Here is a 20,159-nt window from a genome sequence, read left to right as displayed (position 1 = left end):
CTTTGGGAATCCTATGATTCAAGCTATTCGCAGTGCGCTCTAACCCTGCCGCAATACGTCTGAGATCTCGATCAGGAAGTCCAGCACGGTACGGGTGCGCAGCGGCAACGTACGCGGCCCGGTATGCACGGCATAGAACGGCAGTTCCGGAATGGTCCATTCCGGCAGCAGGTGCTTGAGACGACCGGCAGCGATGTCCTCTTCCACCTGGAATGTCGGCAGCATGCCAATCCCCAGCCCCGCGCGTACCGCCTCCAGCACGGCCTCGCTGCTATTGGCGCGGAAGGGGCCACTGGCCGCGACAGTGGTTTCAGCTTCGCCCTTACGGCCAAACTGCCAGTCATGACGGGTGCCGCCATAGCTGTAGGCAATGCAGGGGTGGTTCAGCAGGTCGCGCGGATGTTCCGGCGTGCCACGTCGGGCCAGGTAATCGGTCGACGCCACCACGCAGCGATGGACCGAGCCCAGCCTGCGGGCAATCAGCGACCCTTCGGCAATGGACCCGATACGGATGGCAAGGTCCAGCCCTTCTTCCACCAGGTCGCCAAAACCGTCCCGCATGACCAGTTCAACCGACAGGTCGGGATGTTCCTCCAGCAGGCTGCCCAGCCGACTGGTCAGATACAGGCCAAACGCCGTGGTCACGCCAAGGCGCACAAGGCCGGACACCGATGCACGGCGGCGACCAAGGGCCGTTTCCGCCGTTTCAAGGATTTCCAGCACTTCATAGGCATGCGGCAGCAGGCTGCGCCCGTCTTCCGTCATCATGAGGCTGCGGGTGGTCCGGGCGAACAGCGTCGCGCCGTAATGGGCTTCAAGCAACGCAATATGGCGGGAAATGGTGGGCTGGCTTGCCCCCGTCTCCCTTGACACCGCCGAGAATGAACCCGTGGCGGCCACACGGACGAAGCTATGCAAGGCAGAAAGCAGATCCATGAAGCCTCAGCACCCTTAACTATGTTATTACATAGTCATTGTTCTAAACGGCATCTTATTTATGCACAATATAGAGAAAAGACACCACGGATATGTGTAAAATGCAACGGTAATCCCGTTTACCTATGCTGATCATGCATATATGCCCTGCCCTAAAAAAAACGGCGGCCCGCATGATACGGGCCGCCGTCCTTTTTCATTCCATCCCGGTCTGGACCGGGACAGGCGCCATGATTACGCGGCTTTGGTCATGCCACGCAGCACGGTCTGGAGAATTCCGCCATTACGGAAATACTCCACCTCATCCAGCGTATCGACGCGGCACAGCAGGGGCACGTCCTGCTTGGAGCCATCGGCGCGGGTGATGGTCATGGTCATGGTCATCCGCGGCGTGATCTTGTCCAGGCCACGGATTTCGAAGGTCTCGTCGCCCTTCAGGCCCAGCGTCTTGCGCGTCGTGCCTTCCTCGAACAGCAGGGGCAGCACGCCCATGCCCACCAGGTTGGACCGGTGGATACGCTCGAAGCTTTCAGCGACCACCGCACGCACGCCCAGCAGCAGGGTGCCCTTGGCCGCCCAGTCACGCGAGGAGCCCATGCCGTATTCCTTGCCGCCGATCACGACCAGGGGCACGCCCTCCTTCTTGTATTCCATCGCGACATCGTAGATGGAGCCTTCCTTGCCGTCCGGGAAGTGCTTGGACACGCCCCCTTCGGTGCCGGGCAGCATCTCGTTCTTGATGCGGATGTTGGCAAACGTGCCACGCACCATCACACGGTCATTGCCACGACGCGAACCGTAGGAGTTGAAATCCTTCTTCGCGACGCCATGCGCTTCAAGGTACTGCCCGGCAGGCGAGCTTTCCTTGATCGCGCCAGCAGGCGAGATGTGGTCGGTCGTGATGTTGTCACCCAACAGCGCCAGCAGGCGGGCACCGATGATGTCGCCACGCGGCTTGGGTTCGGGCGTGATGTCCTGGAAGTACGGCGGGTCCTGCACGTAGGTGGAAGACGGGTCCCACTTGTAGGTTTCGGAACCGGTGGCGACCTTCAGCGCCTGCCATTCCTTCGTGCCCTGGCTTACGTGCTTGTAGCGGTTGATGAACTCCTCACGCGTGATCGCGGTGCCCATCAGGGCGGCGACTTCGTGGTTGGTGGGCCAGATGTCCTTCAGGTACACCGGCTTGCCATCCTTGGACGTGCCCAGCGGCGTGGTGGTGATGTCCTCACGCATGGTGCCCAGCAGGGAATACGCCACGACCAGCGGCGGGCTGGCAAGGTAGTTGGCGCGCACGTTGGGCGAAATACGACCTTCGAAGTTACGGTTGCCCGAAAGCACCGAAACCGCGACCAGCTTGTTGCCTTCGATCGCATCGACAATGTGATCTTCCAGCGGGCCGGAGTTACCGATACACGTCGTGCAGCCATAGCCCACGGTGTTGAAGCCCATCGCGTCCAGTTCGGCCTGCAGGCCGGCACGGTTCAGGTAGTCGGTCACCACCTGCGATCCCGGCGCGAGCGAGGTCTTCACCCACGGCTTGGGCTTCAGGCCCAGCGCGCGTGCCTTTTTCGCCACCAGGCCAGCCGCGATCAGCACGGCGGGGTTGGAGGTGTTGGTGCACGACGTGATGGCCGCGATCACCACGTCGCCGTGGCCGATCTCGTAATTGGTACCGGCGACCTTGGCCTTCTTGTTCCTGTCGGCTTCGGGCACGCCCAGGCTGCCGGTCAGTTCCGTCTCGAACGCCTTGTCCGCACCTTTCAGCACGACGCGGTCCTGCGGGCGCTTGGGCCCGGCGATGGACGGCACGATCGTCTCAAGGTTGAGTTCCAGCGTATCGGTGAACACGGGGTGCGCCGATTCGGCATGACGGAACATGCCCTGCGCCTTCAGGTATTCCGCCGTCAGCTTGATGCGATGTTCCTCACGGCCGGTCTGGCGCAGGTAATCCAGCGTCAGGTCATCAACCGGGAAGAAGCCGCAGGTCGCGCCATATTCCGGGGCCATGTTGGCGATGGTCGCACGGTCGGCAACCGGCAGGTGGTCAAGGGCGGGGCCGAAGAATTCGACGAACTTGCCGACGACGCCCTTCTTGCGCAGCATCTGCGTAACCGTCAGCACCAGGTCGGTGGCGGTCGCGCCTTCAGGCAGCTTGCCAACCAGCTTGAAGCCGATCACGTCGGGGATGAGCATGGCAATCGGCTGGCCCAGCATCGCGGCTTCGGCCTCGATCCCGCCAACGCCCCAGCCCAGCACGCCCATGCCATTGACCATGGTGGTGTGGCTGTCGGTGCCGAACAGGGTGTCGGGATAGGCATAGTCCCTGCCATCCACATTTGCCGTCCACACCGCCTGCGCGATGTATTCCAGGTTCACCTGGTGGCAGATCCCCGTGCCCGGCGGAACGACGGAGAAGTTTTCGAACGCTTCCTGGCCCCAGCGCAGGAAGGCGTAGCGTTCGCCATTGCGCTCGAACTCGATGGTCACGTTGTCCTGCAGCGCTTCGGGAGACCCCGCCACGTCCACCATGACCGAGTGATCGATCACCAGGTTGACGGGAACCAGCGGGTTCACCTTCTGCGGGTCACCCTTCAGCTTCAGGATACCGTCGCGCATCGCGGCCAGATCGACCACGGCGGGAACGCCGGTGAAATCCTGCATCAGGATACGCGCGGGCTTGAAGGGAACTTCCTTCGTGCTGCGCCCTTCCTTCAGCCATCCGGCGATGGCCTTGGCATCCTCGACCGAGTAGGAATGTCCGTCCTCGAATCGCAGCACGTTTTCCAGCAGCACCTTCAGGCTGACCGGCAGGCGGCTGACGGAGCCGATCGTCTTTTCAGCTTCCGGGATCGAGAAATAATGGTAGGTCTTGCCGTCCACATTCAGTGTGCGGCCCGTTTTCATTGAGTCGTGCCCAACCGTCTTCATTGGCTTTGTTTCCTCCGAGGCATCAGCAACGGATCGTCCCGTATGACCGTTTTCCCCCGCCCCACTTCCATGGCGCGGGATTTGCGGCCTTGTCGGGGACAACCTGCTTGATCTCCCAACGGGGGTAGAACATACCCGGACGCGGTTGCGACACAAGCTGGAGCCGGTAACAAGAAAGCGGGAGCAGGCGTTTTTTTCCACCCGCCCGTCCCATCACCCACCGACTGGAGGATTTCTGTCATTCCTGCCTTTACTCCCCCCGGCCGTCCCCTGCTGGAAGTGGAAAATATATCAGTTTTCCGCGGTGAACGGCTGGTTCTGGACCGTGTCGGCTTTACGCTGGATGCAGGTGACGCGCTGCTCCTGACCGGGCCGAATGGCGCGGGCAAGTCCACTTTGCTGCGCGTGCTCGCGGGTTTGCGCAAACCTGAAGGCGGCCATGTTCTGTGGTCCGGCGTTGATGCGCTGGCCGATCGCAGCCAGCATGCCGGACGGGTGGCCTATCTGGGTCATCAGGATGCGCTGAAGCTGGGGCTGACACTGCGCGAGAACCTGACGCTGGCAGCCCGCGCGAGTGGCGGGAATCCCGATTTGTGCATGAAATCGCTTAATATTTCCGGGCTGGCCGACCTGCCCGCGCGCATGCTGTCGGCGGGACAGAAACGGCGCGCGGCGCTGGCGCGCGTCCTGCTGGCGCAGGCGCCGCTATGGCTGCTGGATGAACCCAGTCTGGGGCTGGACATCAACACGATGGACCTGCTGGGCGGCCTGTTCGCGGCGCATCGACAGGCTGGCGGAATTGTGATTGCAACCACCCATGTTCCCCTGCCCCTTCCCAATGCCCGCACGCTGGCGCTGCCGGGCCTGAACGAATCCGACATCCCGCAACCGATGGAGGATTTCCCCGAGGACGACCTGCTGTGAAATTCCAGATTCCCTCCCTCATCATGGCCATTCTGGAACGTGACCTGCGGCTCGCGCTGCGCCATGGGGCGGATACGCTGGGCGCCGTGCTGTTCTTTATCCTTGCGGGCGCGCTGTTCCCGCTGGCGCTTGGCCCCTCGCCCGAACTGCTGCGCCGCATGGCGCCGGGCATTGTCTGGGTCTGCGCGCTGCTGGCCGCCCTGCTGCCGCTGGACCGCCTGTTCGGTGCGGAACTGGAGGACGGGTCACTGGACCAGCTGCTGATGACCGGCCTGCCCGCCTCCCTCATCGCGCTGGCGAAAATGATGGCCCACTGGCTGACGACCGGCCTGCCGCTGCTGCTGGCGGCGGGGCCGCTGGCCATCATGCTGGGCATGCCATCAGGCAGCATGGTCGTGCTGCTGACCGGGCTGTTCCTGGGCACGCTCATCCTGTCGCTGATCGGGGGGATGGCGGCGTCGGTGGTGCTGGGCGCGCGGCGCGGTGGCGTGCTGCTGCCGCTGCTGGTGCTTCCGCTGACCACGCCCGCGCTGATCTTTGGCGCGGCGGCGCTGGATGCGGCCCAGACCGGCCTGTCATGGGGGCCGGACCTCGAACTGCTGGGCGCTTTTCTGGCGGCGGCGATCCCCCTATGCCCGCTGGCGGCGGGCGCCGGACTGCGGGCCGCTGTGGAATAGGAGAAGTTTCTGATGAAGCTTTTTCAAAAAGCGTCGAAGAACGCCGCCTTTTTGAAAAAGGCGGCGCCCAGAAACTTTTATTCCTGATTTATCAATCTGTCAGACAGGGTCGCCTACCTGGCCGTAACGGGGGCCATGGGAGCACCAACATCAAACGGCAGCGTCCCCTGCACCGGATCGCCGGTTCGCGCCCGCATGCGCCAGTGCAAAACATAATGCCCCGGCGTCAACGCCACGTTTGTGGCAATGGACTGCTGTTCATCATCAATAGGGGATGCGGGCAGCAGTTGCGGCACGCCGCTGGGGCCAAGCAGCAGCAGACGCGCGCGGAACGGGTCGATTACGGTGTCGAACGACAGTTTCACGGCTACGTTGCCCGCGGCAATCCGCTGTCCTGCCGCAGGTTCGGAATGCACCAGCGCAGGCGCAGCACAGGCCTGCGCCACAACCACGCCCGACAGGATGGCGGACAGACCAAGCATGCGCAGCATTGGAAAAAAGGACACGGGAACGACACCTCCGGCATGATTGAACCTGCCGTGTGTATTCCCCCGATATGCGAAGGGCGGCAAGACCTTCATCCCGCCGCCCTGCATTGCCAGCCCCCGGTCAGGGAAATGGCGTATCAGATATAATGTTCCTGAATCGGCTTCAGGCCATTGAACCCGGTCGAGCAGTAGGTCGAGACATACGCCCCCGTGGACAGCAGTTCGATCCGGTCGCCCGACTCCAGCCCCAGCGGCAGGTCGTAGGGCGTCTTTTCATACATGATGTCCGCACCATCGCAGGTCGGACCGGCAATGGCGACAGGCCCGGTCGCCATGCCGTCATGTGGGGTGCGGATGCCGTAGCGGATGGCTTCGCCCTCGGTTTCCGCCAGGCCGCCAAAACGTCCGATATCAAGATAGACCCAGCGCACGCCATCATCGATGCCGCGACGGCTGACCAGCACCACCTCGGACGACACCACACCGGCATCACCAACAATGAAGCGGCCCGGCTCGACAATCATTTCCGGCAGGTCGTTGCCAAAATGCTCCGTCATGGCGTGGCTGATCGCCAGCGCAAAGCTGTCGATGCCCGGCACGTCGTCACGGTAACGGATGGGGAACCCACCGCCCAGGTTGACCATGCGCAGGTCAAGCCCCGCCGCCTTCAGGTCGGTGAACAGCATGCCCACCCGCGCGATGGCGGCTTCGTACGCGCCGGTTTCCGTCTGCTGGCTGCCCACATGGAAGGACAGGCCATACGGGTCCAGACCAAGGTCACGGGCGCGCAGCATAAGGTCACGCGCATTGTCCAGCGTCGTGCCGAACTTGCGCGACAGCGGCCAGTCGGCACCTTCGTTTTCCACGATCAGGCGGCAGTAGACACGCGAACCCGGCGCATGGCGGGCCAGCTTTTCCAGTTCTTCCACACAGTCGAAGGCGAACATGTCCACGCCAGCGGCAAAGGCGCGGGCGATATTGGAGGCCTTCTTGACCGTGTTGCCAAAGGAAATGTCCGCCGCGCGCGCACCCGCGTCGAGGCACATGGAGATCTCTTCCCACGACGCGGCGTCGAACGCCGAACCCAGCCCCACGAGGCGGGTCAGGATTTCCCGGGCGGGATTGGCCTTGACCGCATAATAGATCCGGGCAAGCGGCAGCGCCTCGCGCAGTGCGCGATAGCGTTCCTCCACTCGGTCAACGTCAACGACAAGGCATGGCGTAGCAGGAGACTGCTCAGCCAGATAACGAGCGATTTTGGGAGTCATCGCACCCAAATCCCTTCTGTACTGCCGCCCGGATGAACACAATTCTGGAATTGCACAAACGGACAGATGTTGCGAAACGGTCTAACGGACCAGCGACCAATTAAGGACCCCCACCCTGTGGTGGCCCGATTGCCAGAACGCTTGACGTCGTTGCGTAACCTCAGAGGGCCAGTGGCACGTGCGTTGTTGCGTAGGGAGCGCATATGCGGACAATACGCGCGTGACGCAATAGAAAAATCATCCCCTGGGGCAGTTTTTCATCTAAGGTCACATGATCGTGGCACAATATACACATGCCGCCCCACTGGCCGGCCTGCCCATTCTTGGCCGTAAACAGGACACGAAGCGCCCCTTGATTGGTTCCTCTTCTCCCGAAATCGATATGACGGACATTCCACCGCCCGAGCACTGCCTGCCGCAGTTTTCCATGCAGCAGGTCAAGAAGGTGGCGCAACAGGTCGCCCGCAACATCGTATCCGACCAGATCACGCTGGCTGCGGCGGGGTGCGCGTTCTATGCCACCCTGTCGCTGTTTCCGGCCATGAGTACGCTCATTTCCCTGTACGGCCTGCTGTTCGATCCGCAGACGGTGGAACCCCAGCTGGTGGTCCTGCGCAACCTGCTGCCGCCATCTGCCTATGACATGATCGGGGATCGCATCCACCTGCTGGTGGCCGAATCGCATTCGTCACTCACGCTCAACCTGATCATATCGACCACCATCGCCACATGGTCGGCCTCGGCCGCCACACGGTCGCTGATCATGGCCATGAATGTCGCCTACAACACGCCGGAAACACGCAGCTTCTTACGATTCCAGGCCATGGGCATGGGGCTTACGTTCTGTTCGATCTGTGGCGGGATCCTGACACTGGCCCTGATGGTGGGGCTGCCGTTCCTGCTGGACTACCTGCCGCAGCGGCTGTCGCTTGCCCCGCCGCCGGGATCGGTCGAACTGCTGGTGCGCATGGGCGGCCCGCTGCTCATGCTGCTGTTCGTGCTGTCGCTGTGTTCCGTGCTGTACCGCTTCGGACCCAACCGACCCCATACGTACTGGCGCTGCATCCTGCCCGGATCGGTGGGGGCGACGCTGCTGTGGCTGCTCTCGTCCGCAGGGTTTTCCTATTATGTCAGCCATATCGCGGGCTACAGCGCCACGTACGGGCCGCTGGGCGCGTTCATCGCCATCATGATGTGGTTCTATGTCTCGGCCTATGTCGTGCTGCTGGGCGCCGAACTGAATGCCGGGCTGGAAATCGAGATGAAGCTGCGCTGCGCGCCCGAAAAGACCATGGAAGGCTGGACAAAGCACCAGAGCCTGTAATCAGGCCGGAACGGTCTCAGCGCGGCGCGCTGGCCACTTCTTCCTCATCCTCCGGCAGGGGCTGGAGATCGACCTGCGCGGTCCCCATGCCCATCATGCCCAGCTGGCGCGCCGCCTCGGGCGACAGATCGAGAATACGATGGCCATGATAGGGGCCCCGGTCATTCACCCTGACCACGACCGAACGCCCCGTCCGGCGTGAAGACACCAGCACCCGCGTGCCCAGCGGCAGCTGGGGATGGGCGGCGGTCAGCGCACCGGGATCAAACATTTCGCCCGATGCCGTGACATGGCCCAGCTGCCGGCCGGTACCATACCAGCTGGCCAGCCCGTGCTGGCTCCAGTGCGCGGGGACATGCGTCATGACAGGAAGCTGCCGCGTGGCGGCACGACCGCCATGCCGCCCCATGACCGCGCCATGCCTGACCGCGGCACAGGCCACCTGCATGGAGCCGGATGCCGCCAGCATGAGACACGCCACAACCACCGGCCACGCAAACCGCGCCGCGCCGCGACCCATCCCCACGCCAGCATGCGGCTGATCGGGATATCCTGTCATACCCCTCCATAACATGTGAGGCACCGATATCATACCGATAGCGTCACATGTCCCGATACGGCCCCGGCATGGGTCATGAAGGGGCTTGTACGCCACACCTGCCATGATCGGACTTGGAACCGGGCGGCGGGCGTGCTAGGCGCGTGCATCATGGAGCGCCCTCTCATTGCCGTGCTGAACGGCCCCAACCTGAACATGCTCGGACTGCGACAGCCCGAGGTTTATGGTCACGCCACACTGGATGACGTGGAACAGGTCTGTGTCCAGGCCGCCGAACGCCTGGATGTGGCCATCGACTTCCGCCAGACCAATGGGGAGGGGGAACTCGTTTCATGGATACAGGAATGCCGGGGCCGCGCACGCGGCATCATCATCAACCCGGCGGCCTATTCCCACACCTCGGTTGCGATCCTTGATGCGCTTCTTGCCGTTGATCTGCCTGTGATCGAGGTACACATTTCCAACATTCACCGCCGTGAAGCCTTCCGTCATCACTCCTACGTCTCCCGCGCCGCCATTGGCGTCATATGCGGGCTGGGCGTACGGGGGTATGCCCTTGCGCTTCAGGCCATGACAGACATGATTCTGGACGAGGACGATCAATGAGCCGACTGCTCGTGGATGCGGATGCCATTCGGGCATTGGCTGAAATTCTGACCGATACCGGCCTGACCGAAATCGAGATCGCGGAAAAGGACAACCGCATCCGTGTTGTCCGCGCGGCAGCACCGGTCGCCCACGCCGTGCCCGCCCCGGCCCCCGTGGCCGCCGCGCCCATCCCCGTGGCACCTGCGACGCCCGTGACCCCCGCGGTCACCGATCCGGCCAAGCACCCCGGCGCCGTGACCAGCCCGATGGTGGGTGTCGCCTATCTGGCGCCCGACCCGTCTTCCCCGTCATTCGTCACCGAAGGCCAGCAGGTCAGCGCGGGCCAGACGCTGCTGCTGATCGAGGCGATGAAGACCTTCAACCAGATCAAGGCCCCGCGCGCAGGCACCGTAAGCAGGATTCTGGTGCAGTCGGGCGACCCGGTCGAATTTGGCGAAGCGCTGGTCATCATAGAGTAATGTTTTCCAAGATCCTCATTGCCAATCGTGGCGAGATCGCCCTGCGCATCCAGCGGGCCTGTCGCGAACTGGGTATCCGGACGGTTGCCGTGCATTCCACGGCCGACACGGACGCCATGTATGTCCGCCTGGCGGATGAAGCCGTATGCATCGGGCCGCCCGCCAGTCGCGACTCGTATCTCAATGTCGCGGCCATCCTGTCGGCCGCCACCATTACCGGCGCGGATGCGATCCATCCCGGTTACGGCTTCCTGTCGGAAAACGCCGATTTCGCGGAAACGGTCGAAGCCCACGGCATCACCTTCATCGGGCCGACAGCGGAACATATCCGCATGATGGGTGACAAGATCACCGCCAAGACCACCATGAAGGCGCTGGGTGTGCCGCTGGTCCCCGGATCGGATGGCGCGCTGGAAAACCTTGAACAGGCACGCGAAGTGGCGGCAAGGGTCGGCTATCCCGTGCTGATCAAGGCGGCTGCCGGCGGTGGCGGCCGCGGCATGAAGGTCGCCCCCACCGAGGCCGACCTTGAAGAAGCATGGAGCGTCGCGCGCACCGAAGCCCGTGCCGCCTTTGGCAATGACGAGGTGTATCTGGAAAAATACCTCGACAAGCCGCGCCATATCGAACTCCAGATCATGGCCGACACGCATGGCAACGTCGTTCATTATGGCGAACGTGACTGCTCGCTCCAGCGCCGTCACCAGAAGCTGCTGGAGGAAGCAGGCTCGCCCGCGCTGACGGCGAAGCAGCGTGACGAAATCGGTACGATCGCCACCTCCGCCCTGACCAGACTCGGCTACCGCAACGCCGGCACGCTGGAGTTCCTGTACCAGGACGGGCAGTTCTGCTTCATCGAGATGAACACCCGCCTGCAGGTGGAACATCCGGTGACGGAAATGGTGTGCGACGTGGATCTGGTGCGCGAACAGATCCGCATCGCGGCGGGTGAGCCGCTTGGCTACAGCCAGCCGGACATCACGTTTTCAGGCCATGCGATTGAATGCCGCATCAATGCGGAAGACCCGCAGACCTTCATGCCCACGCCGGGCACGATCACCGTCTATCACCCGCCGGGGGGGTTGGGTGTGCGAATCGACAGTGCGCTGTATGCGGGCTATCGCGTGCCGCCCTATTACGACAGCATGATCGCCAAGCTGATCGTGCGTGCGCCCACGCGGCTTGAAGCCATCGAGCGCATGCGCCGCGCGCTGGATGAATTCGTGATCGAAGGGGTCAGGACGGTCATTCCGCTGCACCGCAAGATTCTGGAAGATCCCCAGTTCCGCAAGGGTGACTACACCATTCACTGGCTGGAAAACTTCGTGGCCCGACAGCAGGAAACGAACTGAACCGGTCCACACCCGAAAGCAGACACGACAAAAAAGGCGGCGCCATTCCGGTGCCGCCTTTTTTATTCCCCCGCCGCCCGGCGAAACCACGCGCCAGTCATGCCCACGTCCCGCATGCATGTATCATGTCCGGGCAACCAATCCGGCCAGCGTCAGGCCATGACCGGATCGAGATAGGGGCTGGATGCATCAAAGAACTTCTGGTTGTGGTCCAGTTCATAGGAAATCACGTACAGGCACGTCAGCGCACTGTCGATTTCCAGCCGCACGCCCAGATTATCCGCCTGTCCCGCCATCTGCTGCAGATGGACAATGGCGAATTTGGCCGATCGCGCCGTGCGGCCATAATGGCCACCATACCGACCGCTGAACTGCGCCATGCGGCCCATCATGTCACTGACCGCGCGCTGGGCCTCGGGCGGCAGCAGGTGGCGTTCAAGGATCGCACGCAGCCGGATGACATTCAGCCCGATGGTCATGGCCGACAGGATACCCTGCAGATACGCGTCGATAATCGTATCAGGCGTATTTTCGGCATTGGTCAGCAGGCGGACAAAGCGGTCCACGTTATGTTCAACCACATACAGCGTGGTGGGCAGGTTGCGCGCGCGCGCGATATAGCGCAGCCCGCGCAGGATGCCGGTACGCATCTGCCAGCGCATGTCATTCGTATCGAACGGCAGGACCAGCCGGAACGACCACATGGCGTACCACAGCCCCAGCACAAGGGGCATGGCGGTATTGAAGAATGCGACTTCATCCAGCCGCGACTGGTTGCCAGGTCCCAGCAGGATGGGCAGGAACAGGTTGTACGACACCGCCCCCAGCACCAGCGCGGGATAGGCAAAGGCCAGGCCCCCCGCCAGCATGGGCAGGAACAGGCACACGGCCATGATTTCATACGTGGTGGGTTCAGCCAGGCGCCACAGCACCAGTATCCCCGCCACGATCGAGGCAATGATCGCCCCCCCCAGGAACGCCCGCGTGGCCAGTGCCGGTTTTTCCAGCGTGGAGAACAGGCTGCACACAATGGAGACGAACATCATGAAGGTCAGCCCCGATGACCATGATGTCGTGACCCAGATCAGTCCCGACCCGAAAATGGTGACCGACGCCCGCAGGCTGTTGGTAAACGCCTGCTGCCAGTCACGGAAGGTCTTGAGCCGATAGTGGAAATGGTCATGAAGCAGCGGATGACGGCTGGCGTCGAACTGGATCAGCGCCTGTTCCAGTTCGTCCAGTATCTCGCCCAGCGCGTAATTGAGCATGCGCTGCTGCGACAGCATCTGCACCAGTTGCGGATCGGTGGGCGCGCTGCCGGGACTGCCCATTTCCTCATCCAGCGAGTCAGCCACGCTCTGCCGGCATGCGGCCTGAAGCGCCGCCAGGCGGGCAAGGACGGGATGAATGTCCTCACTGGCTTCAAGCTGTGGCGCCATGTCCTTGAGGAAGGCTTCCACCTTGCTCGATGTCGCGGCGAAGGCGGCGTCGGGCATTCCGCATGGCCCCTGCATCAGGGCCGCCAGGTCCAGTCCGCGCGACAGCAGCATGGCCACCCGGGCCAGGGCGGCGCGCGCATGGTCGCCTTCATGCCCACGGTGGGAGCCCATCTCCACTTCCGCAAATTCGATCTGGTCGCTCAGGGTGGTGATGTTGGAAAAGACGCCACGCGCCTTCTTGAGCACCTGCGCATCCCCCGACAGCAGGGAGGCAAGGGTCTGGGCAGCCCCGTTGATGGCGGTCAGGAAATTGGCGGCCAGGCGATCCTGCGCGCGTTCCTCCAGCTTGAACTGGAACAGGGAGGAGACGGTACTCTCCAGCACGATACCCAGCACGATATAGGTCGCGCGCGCCATGGCCGTCATGAAGATGTGCTCGGGATCGGCAATCCCGTCGAGCGAGATGATGGCGTAGGTAAAGCCGCTCGCCCGCATGCCGTGGATACGGTAATTGGTCATGGTCGCGGGACCGGGCAGCAATGTCCCGATAAAACAGAACGAGCCGATCCCGATCGCCAGCATGAGAATGAACATGAGCGGCGCCTGTGGAAAAGCCGCCACCAGCAGCACGGCGCAGACCGTGCCGACCACCATGCCGAACAGGTGCCATCGCGCCTTGGCGACGCTTTTGCCACGCGTGCCCTGCGCCACCATCCAGACCGTCAGCGCCGCCCATTGCGGGCTGCCCAGTTCCCACCACAGGGCGATACCCAGCGCGATGAGGGAGGTAATGGTGGTCCGCAGCGCGTAACCGAAGGTGAAGATGCCGGGCGCGTACAGCCAGCGCAGGTGATCCTGCCGCAGGGTCATGCCCGGCGGCCACAGGCGCCTGAAAAAATCACGGACCTGATTCTGGAAACGGATCAGGGAAAGCTCAAGACCTTTCATCCCGGCATCAGGCTCCCCTGTTCAGATACAATCCATCCACACTGTACATCATAACGGCCCGGCGCACAGGCCAACAGCCCGCTGACAACATGGAAGAAAGCGCATGCCGCATACCATGTGCCCGGCGCAGCCTGTCTACTCGTCGTAGGAGACGAGGGTCTTGACCGGAACATCCAGCCGGCCGCGACCGCCAAGCCCCGTCAGTTCGATCATGGTGGCAGCGCCCACGACATTGGCCCCCACCTTGCGCAGCAGCGAAACCGACGCCACCAGCGTGCCACCCGTGGCCAGCAGGTCATCCATGACCACCACGCGCTGCCCCGGCTGGATCGCATCAGACTGGATATGCAGCGAATCGGACCCATATTCCAGGTCATAGCTGTGGGACACGGTTTCACCAGGCAGCTTGCCGGGCTTGCGCAGCATGACCAGCCCGCAGCCAAGGCGGCTGGCCAGCGGGGCCGCCGTCAGGAACCCGCGCGATTCGATGGCGGCCAGCATGTCCGGCGCCCACGGGGCGACCGCCGCGGCCAGACGGCCCATGGCAATCTGCCACGCATCGGCATTCCGCATCAGGGTCGAGATATCGTAGAACAGGATACCCGGCTTGGGAAAATCCGGGATGTTACGGATATATTGTTTCAGGTCGATCTTGGCAGTCGTCATGATCGGTGCGCAGTCCCCGTTGCATGGTCATACAGATCCGGGACATGCCTGTCCCGTTCACGAAAATGTCGCCCCAGTGGACGGCCCCCCGCTGTAGCCGCCACACGGCGGGGCGACAACCCCAACCGGACGCGGGGCACATGCTTGGGCGCGCACGCCCGGGCCATTGCAGAAGGGGGAGACTTTATTCCTGCCCTGCCACCGTGCTGCCGGGGGGGCGTGCGGGCCGCAGCAGCGCCATGACCAGCATGATCGCGGCCCCCATCAGCATGACGCCGGCCATGGGAATGGGGGAATTGGTCGGCAGCATGCCGACGAAGGCCCCGGCCACCGCGCCCAGCACGTATTGCAGCGTGCCCACGAACGCCGAGGCACTGCCCGCGAAACGGGGGTGATCGGCCAGCGCGCCGACCGTGGCATTGGGACCAATGATGCCCGTGGTGCCCAGCGACACCATCATGGTCAGGATCAGGCACCCCATCATCCACATCGGCGCATGGCCGCCGTGCTGCATGGCGAAGGCGATGACAATGGCCATGGCCGTCATGGCGATGGTCCCCACCAGTGCGACCCCCACCGTGAACCCGAGAATACGGGTCGCGTCGATACGGCCCACCAGCATGCCATTCAGCTGCGACGCCCCGATCATGCACACCGCGAACACGCCAAACAGCATGCCGAAATGCGCCGCCGACAGGCCGAACAGGCCACGGAACACCGACGGGGCCGCAGACAGGTAGGTAAAGGACATGAAGCACGAGAAACCGGCAATCATGGCATGCGTGATGAACCCGCGGTCACGCGCCAGCATCACGTAGCGGCTGAACAGGGTGACGGGCGAGAATTCACTGCGGTTTTCGGGCTTCAGCGTTTCAGGCAGCACGCGCCAGATCAGCAGGATGCAGATCAGCCCGTATACCGCCGATGCCCAGAAGATCGACCGCCACGACGCAATCGACAGCACCATGCCCCCCAGCGTGGGCGCCAGGATGGGCACGACCCCCATCACCAGCACCAGCCGCGACATGAGACGGGCGGATTCATTGCCATGCGACATGTCACGCACGCAGGCGCTGGGAATGATCAGGCTGGCCGATGCCCCAAGCGAGGCGACCAGGCGGAAGAACGAAAACGTCGGAATATCGCGCGCCATCGCGCACCCGACCGATGCCAGCGTATAGACCAGCGTCCCCACCAGCATGGGCCGGCGTCGCCCGAAACGGTCCGATAGCGGCCCCATGGTGATCTGCCCGATCGCAAGCCCGACGAACCATATGGCCAGCGTCATCTGCGCCGAACCCGCGCGCCCGTGCAGCGTCGATTCCAGTTCTGGAAAGGCCGGAAGGTAGATATCGGTGGAAACCGGGCCGACTGCGGTCAGGAACCCCAGCAGGATTGCAATCCACCCCAATGGGCGGACAGTCGTTTCCGGCACGGGCTTTTCCGCTGAATGGCCCGCCGTTGCGGATGAGCCCATGAGGCACTCCATTTTGAAAGATCGTGCAGACTAGTAGACCAGCAGGGTCCACTTTTTCACCATCTAATTACGACATTACTGCAATTCGCTATCGCGATACCCCTGCGCCGCCAGGGCGGCGCGTGCGCATGCGGCGCATAAGCCACAGCCCCAGCAGCGCCGACAGGGCGAACAGCATGACCCCCACCCCGATGCGCCATGGCCCCTCCAGCCGGATACCCGATCCCACCAGCACGAACACGACGGTCTGCGGCAGGCTGCCCAGCATGGTGGCCAGCACGAACGGTACGGCCCGCACCCCCAGCATGCCCGAAGCCAGATTGAGGACAAGCGCCGAACCCACCGGCATGAGCCGCAGCGTCAGCACGGATATAAAGGGTTCCTGACGCACGAAACCATCCAGCCGCGCCATGGTTGCCGCAAACCGCGCGGGCATGCGCGGCCGTCCCGCCCACCGTCCCCAGCCATAGCCGATCAGGCAGCCCGTCACGGTCGCCAGCGTGGCCAGCACGCAGCCCGCCCCGATTCCATAGGCGGCGCCCGCGGCAAAACACACCGCCTGGCGTGGCAGGCCAAATGCACAGAACGCGCTGGCGGCCAGCACGAATATCACCACCCCTTCCCCGCCCGCATGCATGGCGGGGCCAGCCGTCAGCATGGCGCGCACCCCGGGCAGGCGGCCCAGAACCACGGCCAGCCCGACAAAGGCCGCCAGCAGCATGATGGGCCGGACCAGCACGCGCAACGTGGACCGCGCAGGGGGTGCAGGCCGTGCGGCGTGCGATAATGTCATGCGTGCGTCCCGTTTTCCGACTGCGATTTGCTTCTTCGCGCCTAGCATCGCCTTGCGGCGGACTGCAAGGGCGGTCTAAATCCGGTTATGTCCGCATATTCCCGAAATGGCTCCCTGATGGGCCGTACGCCCCCGTCCGCGCAGGAGCTGCGCAACCGGCAGCGTATCTCGACGTGGCTGTTTGCAATCTGCTTCATGCTGGTCGGCATGATTGCGCTGGGTGGTTATACCCGCCTGACCGGATCGGGCCTGTCCATCATGGACTGGCGGCCCATTACCGGCATGATCCCGCCGCTGAGCCATGCGGAATGGGAACGGCAGTTCGCGTTGTACAAAACCATTCCGCAGTACAAGATCCTGCATGACGGATTCGGGCTGGCCGGATTCCAGCAGATATTCTGGGCGGAATGGACGCACCGGTTCTGGGGTCGGCTCATGGGGCTGGTCCTGCTGGTGCCACTGGTCTGGTTTTCCATCACCGGCGCGCTGACACGCAGCCTGGCGCTGCGGCTGGTGCTGTTTTTCGTGCTGGGCGGCCTGCAGGGCGCCATCGGCTGGTTTATGGTGGCGTCAGGCTTCAATCCCGACAGCACGGCGGTCGCCCCCGTGCGGCTGGTGCTGCACCTGTGCTGCGCCTTTGCGTTGTACATCGCCATCCTGTGGACGGCGCTGTCCGTGCGCACGCCGCGTCCCGCTTTCATTCCCGCAACGCCCGAGGTCGTGCGCGTCCACCGTCTGGTCTGGGCCATCTGCCTGCTGGTGGGCATCACGGTCATCGCGGGTGGCTTTACCGCAGGCACGCATGCAGGATTTGCCTACAATACCTTCCCGCTCATGGACGGGCACCTGATCCCGCAGGGCTATGCGCGGCTGCACCCGTTCTGGCTGAACTGGTTCCAGAACATCCCGGCCGTCCAGTTTGACCACCGGCTGCTGGCCACCACCACGGCGCTGGTCATTGGGGGCACGATCGTGCTGGGACTGCGCACGCCGCAACTGGGTCAGGATGTCCATAATGCGCTGGCGGTACTGGGGTGGCTGGTGTTGCTGCAGTACGCACTCGGGATCACCACGCTGCTGCTGGTGGTGCCGGTGTGGGCGGGCACGGTGCACCAGACCTGTGCCGCCATCGTGCTGACAGCCGCCATCGTCACCCTGCATCGCCTGCGGGGGGTGGGCCACCCGTAACACTGCGTGTGTGGCGGCGCGCACGCCGCGCCACCACCACTGCGGTCAGGGCGTTACGATATAGGCCACGCCCTGCAACCGTGCATGGGTATAGCGCGCGCGGATAATGCGCCACAGGTCCGTAAACTCCCAGACGTCTTCCTGCGTATCGAAGAGTGAATTGCTGACGAACGCCGCAACATCATGCCGGTCCACGACGCGCTCCAGCGCCGTGGCGTCATGCGTGACGGCGACATGCTGGGAATAATTGAAGAAATCCATCACCACCGGCTTGTGCGCCCAGTAGCACAGGGCCAGCGTCTCACACGCGACATTGCCATCAATCGCGCGCACGGCGGCGACCGTTTCGTTCGATGCATCGAGATGGTTTGCGATGCTGGTCACGCTGACACGGTACAGATAGGGGACATAGGCCGGCATGCTGACCATGACCGGCAGCAGGTTCAGCCCCACCATGCCGACAAGGACAATGCGGGCGGGGACGCGGCCAATCATCCGTGCCCCCGTTGCAAGGGACGACATGGCCAGCCCCGCGCACAGGCTGGCGGCGATCAGCGCCTCGAAACAGGCATTATGCGACACGCCCATGCCCGTGCGCTGCACGATGGCCGATGCCGCCGCCAACGCCAGATACAGCCCCAGCAGCAGGCCGTACCGATGCCGCAGACGTAACCAGGGCACGAATGCGCACGATGCCACCATGCCGCTCAGCCCCAGCACGTTACCCAGTCCCTTGAGCAGGCCATACGCGCGGAAAATGCGCTTGTGACCAAGGACGCCCTGCACAAAATCCGGGCCAAAACTGGCGTAATACACCCCCCCCAGCAGGCACAGCGACAGCAGGCATCCCCCCATCCACGCCACGGCATGACGCCGGTTGGTCAGCAGCAGCCACACCAGTACCGCCACGGGCAGGGCCAGTATGTTGTGCTTGAAGGTCAGTCCCGCCACCATGATGAAACCCGCGCAGAAAGGCCGCCACGCGCCAGCCCCCCCCGGTTCGCGGCCATTGCCCAGCAGCACCATGAATCCTGTCATGATGACGGCCTGCCCCAGCCACTGCGGGTCATCCATGGCGACATAATCGCTGTAGAACACGGCGGAATAGATCATGACCAGCAGGCCCGCCAGCCACGCCCCCGCCCGTGTTCCGCCACAGGCGAGGACGATACGCCCCGTAGCCCAGGCACAATACAGCAGCGCCAGAAGCGAGATGATCCGCCCCGCCACGATCATGTCCCCCACCAGCCAGCCGAACAGGCCAACGACATAGAACGAACTGGGCGGGTAATTATTGAACACCATCTGGTCCGATGGCGGGTATAGCGGCGCATGGTCCAGCCCTATGGCACGCTGCGCCAGATAGGCATTCCACCCTTCATTGCTGGATAACGAGACATGGGCGGTAATGAACGCCACATGCGGGGCAAGCAGAACACATACAAAAAATATACCAAGAAAAATACATATGTAATTCTTGGTTGTTATTTTTTCTACAATACGATTCATATTTTCTGTATGGTTTTTATTGTTCATGGCACTTTAAATACATATGAGTGCAAAAAAACGGAGGGAATGTGGCGCATCCGGATATTTCTGTAACCCCACGGTGACAATGTCCTGATCCCGATACCCTGACTGATGCATGCGTGCCCATGCTGACCCGAACCGGGTCCGATGGATACCGTTAGAACAGGCTGCAATAATTTCATATGCCACGTTGCCCATTTTTTATGGTGTCATGCCCTGAGCCACGCACAGGTGCAAACCGGACAGAAAATACCTATATGGAGCGCACGCTGCCCGGAACCGGACGGCAGGCATCAGGCAGCCCACCATTACGCCGGACACCATGGGACAATCCGGCCACGGGACAGGCTACGTCTTTTCCGGACGGGTAATTTTCTGCGATACATCGCATTCAGATATGCAGGAATGGAACATGCTCAAGCTGAAACATGTCATGACAGGTGCGCTGCTGGCACTGATCGCATGCGGACCGGTCGCCCATGCCGAACCGCATGGTGGGGGCGGCGGCTTCCATGGTGGCGGCTTCGGTGGTGGCCGGGGCGGCGACGGCTGGCACGGCGGCGGCCGGGGTGGCGGTGACTGGCGCGGTGGCGGC

The 20,159-nt window shown here is 63.0% G+C and carries 17 protein-coding genes and 1 pseudogene; 8 read left to right on the top strand and 10 right to left on the bottom strand.

The genetic code is table 11. The features are described from left to right. Positions 1 to 39: 39 nt before the first annotated feature. Complete coding sequence (locus tag B7449_RS00095; RefSeq protein ID WP_039734147.1) at positions 40 to 936, bottom strand: LysR family transcriptional regulator; 897 nt, start codon at positions 934 to 936, stop codon at positions 40 to 42. 234 nt (positions 937 to 1,170) lie between these two features. After that, positions 1,171 to 3,864, bottom strand: coding sequence for an aconitate hydratase AcnA (acnA, locus tag B7449_RS00090; protein WP_039734145.1), 2,694 nt, complete (start codon positions 3,862 to 3,864; stop codon positions 1,171 to 1,173). A gap of 279 nt (positions 3,865 to 4,143) precedes the next feature. On the opposite strand from acnA, the gene ccmA reads away from it, so the two are divergent. Further along, positions 4,144 to 4,788, top strand: coding sequence for a heme ABC exporter ATP-binding protein CcmA (ccmA, locus tag B7449_RS00085; protein WP_010514714.1), 645 nt, complete (start codon positions 4,144 to 4,146; stop codon positions 4,786 to 4,788). A 23-nt stretch (positions 4,789 to 4,811) separates the two neighbouring features. Continuing rightward, positions 4,812 to 5,465, top strand: a complete 654-nt coding sequence (gene ccmB, locus B7449_RS00080; protein WP_039734178.1) for a heme exporter protein CcmB — start codon at positions 4,812 to 4,814, stop codon at positions 5,463 to 5,465. Between the two features lie 113 nt (positions 5,466 to 5,578). Here the strand turns inward: ccmB and B7449_RS00075 are convergent, their stop codons facing one another. Together B7449_RS00075 and B7449_RS00070 are read right to left on the bottom strand one after the other, a co-directional pair. Beyond that, positions 5,579 to 5,971, bottom strand: coding sequence for a copper resistance CopC family protein (locus B7449_RS00075; protein WP_039734177.1), 393 nt, complete (start codon positions 5,969 to 5,971; stop codon positions 5,579 to 5,581). A gap of 119 nt (positions 5,972 to 6,090) precedes the next feature. Further along, entirely contained in the window at positions 6,091 to 7,221 is a 1,131-nt protein-coding gene (locus B7449_RS00070) for a type III PLP-dependent enzyme (RefSeq protein WP_039734140.1), read from the bottom strand. Positions 7,222 to 7,492: 271 nt separating this feature from the next. Here B7449_RS00070 and B7449_RS00065 point away from each other — a divergent pair, with 271 nt between their 5' ends. Next, a complete protein-coding gene (locus B7449_RS00065) occupies positions 7,493 to 8,545 on the top strand; it encodes a YihY/virulence factor BrkB family protein (protein ID WP_199858292.1) in 1,053 nt (350 codons plus the stop codon). A gap of 16 nt (positions 8,546 to 8,561) precedes the next feature. Here B7449_RS00065 and B7449_RS00060 read toward each other — a convergent pair whose 3' ends face one another. Continuing rightward, positions 8,562 to 9,104: a septal ring lytic transglycosylase RlpA family protein gene (locus B7449_RS00060; RefSeq protein ID WP_039734138.1), complete on the bottom strand. Its 543-nt coding sequence runs from the start codon at positions 9,102 to 9,104 to the stop codon at positions 8,562 to 8,564. A gap of 150 nt (positions 9,105 to 9,254) precedes the next feature. On the opposite strand from B7449_RS00060, the gene aroQ reads away from it, so the two are divergent. Genes aroQ through accC form a run of 3 tightly spaced genes read left to right on the top strand, consistent with a single transcriptional unit; the run spans position 9,255 to position 11,523 of the window. Beyond that, positions 9,255 to 9,710 carry a type II 3-dehydroquinate dehydratase gene (gene aroQ / locus B7449_RS00055; RefSeq protein ID WP_010514708.1) on the top strand — a complete coding sequence of 152 codons (456 nt, stop codon included), beginning with the start codon at positions 9,255 to 9,257 and terminating at the stop codon, positions 9,708 to 9,710. Next, entirely contained in the window at positions 9,707 to 10,171 is a 465-nt protein-coding gene (locus B7449_RS00050; RefSeq protein WP_039734137.1) for an acetyl-CoA carboxylase biotin carboxyl carrier protein, read from the top strand. Before aroQ ends, B7449_RS00050 begins: the two co-directional genes overlap by 4 nt. Then, a complete protein-coding gene (accC, locus tag B7449_RS00045; RefSeq protein WP_039734136.1) occupies positions 10,171 to 11,523 on the top strand; it encodes an acetyl-CoA carboxylase biotin carboxylase subunit in 1,353 nt (450 codons plus the stop codon). The genes B7449_RS00050 and accC overlap by 1 nt, the downstream gene beginning before the upstream one ends. Before the next feature lie 152 nt (positions 11,524 to 11,675). Here accC and B7449_RS00040 read toward each other — a convergent pair whose 3' ends face one another. The 4 genes from B7449_RS00040 to B7449_RS00025 form a co-directional block, all read right to left on the bottom strand. After that, positions 11,676 to 13,910 carry an FUSC family protein gene (locus B7449_RS00040; protein ID WP_039734135.1) on the bottom strand — a complete coding sequence of 745 codons (2,235 nt, stop codon included), beginning with the start codon at positions 13,908 to 13,910 and terminating at the stop codon, positions 11,676 to 11,678. Between the two features lie 135 nt (positions 13,911 to 14,045). Then, positions 14,046 to 14,576, bottom strand: coding sequence for an adenine phosphoribosyltransferase (locus tag B7449_RS00035; protein ID WP_039734133.1), 531 nt, complete (start codon positions 14,574 to 14,576; stop codon positions 14,046 to 14,048). Between the two features lie 184 nt (positions 14,577 to 14,760). Beyond that, a complete protein-coding gene (locus B7449_RS00030; RefSeq protein WP_039734132.1) occupies positions 14,761 to 16,053 on the bottom strand; it encodes a multidrug effflux MFS transporter in 1,293 nt (430 codons plus the stop codon). An 88-nt stretch (positions 16,054 to 16,141) separates the two neighbouring features. Beyond that, positions 16,142 to 16,846 carry a TVP38/TMEM64 family protein gene (locus B7449_RS00025; protein WP_039734131.1) on the bottom strand — a complete coding sequence of 235 codons (705 nt, stop codon included), beginning with the start codon at positions 16,844 to 16,846 and terminating at the stop codon, positions 16,142 to 16,144. Positions 16,847 to 16,963: 117 nt separating this feature from the next. Here B7449_RS00025 and B7449_RS00020 point away from each other — a divergent pair, with 117 nt between their 5' ends. Next, positions 16,964 to 18,034, top strand: coding sequence for a COX15/CtaA family protein (locus B7449_RS00020; protein ID WP_048883053.1), 1,071 nt, complete (start codon positions 16,964 to 16,966; stop codon positions 18,032 to 18,034). 45 nt (positions 18,035 to 18,079) lie between these two features. On the opposite strand, the gene B7449_RS00015 is transcribed toward B7449_RS00020, so the two are convergent. Next, positions 18,080 to 19,570 (bottom strand): glycosyltransferase family 87 protein, encoded by a 1,491-nt coding sequence (locus B7449_RS00015; protein ID WP_141654695.1) that lies wholly within the window; start codon positions 19,568 to 19,570, stop codon positions 18,080 to 18,082. Between the two features lie 316 nt (positions 19,571 to 19,886). Here B7449_RS00015 and B7449_RS00005 point away from each other — a divergent pair. Then, positions 19,887 to 20,159 (top strand): annotated as a pseudogene (locus tag B7449_RS00005) (hypothetical protein); the annotation flags it as partial.

Origin of the sequence: Komagataeibacter intermedius TF2 (assembly GCF_000964425.1) — a bacterium.
GTDB lineage: Bacteria > Pseudomonadota > Alphaproteobacteria > Acetobacterales > Acetobacteraceae > Komagataeibacter > Komagataeibacter intermedius.
Note: the sequence above shows the minus strand (reverse complement) of the source record. Positions and strands in the feature narration are given on the sequence as shown.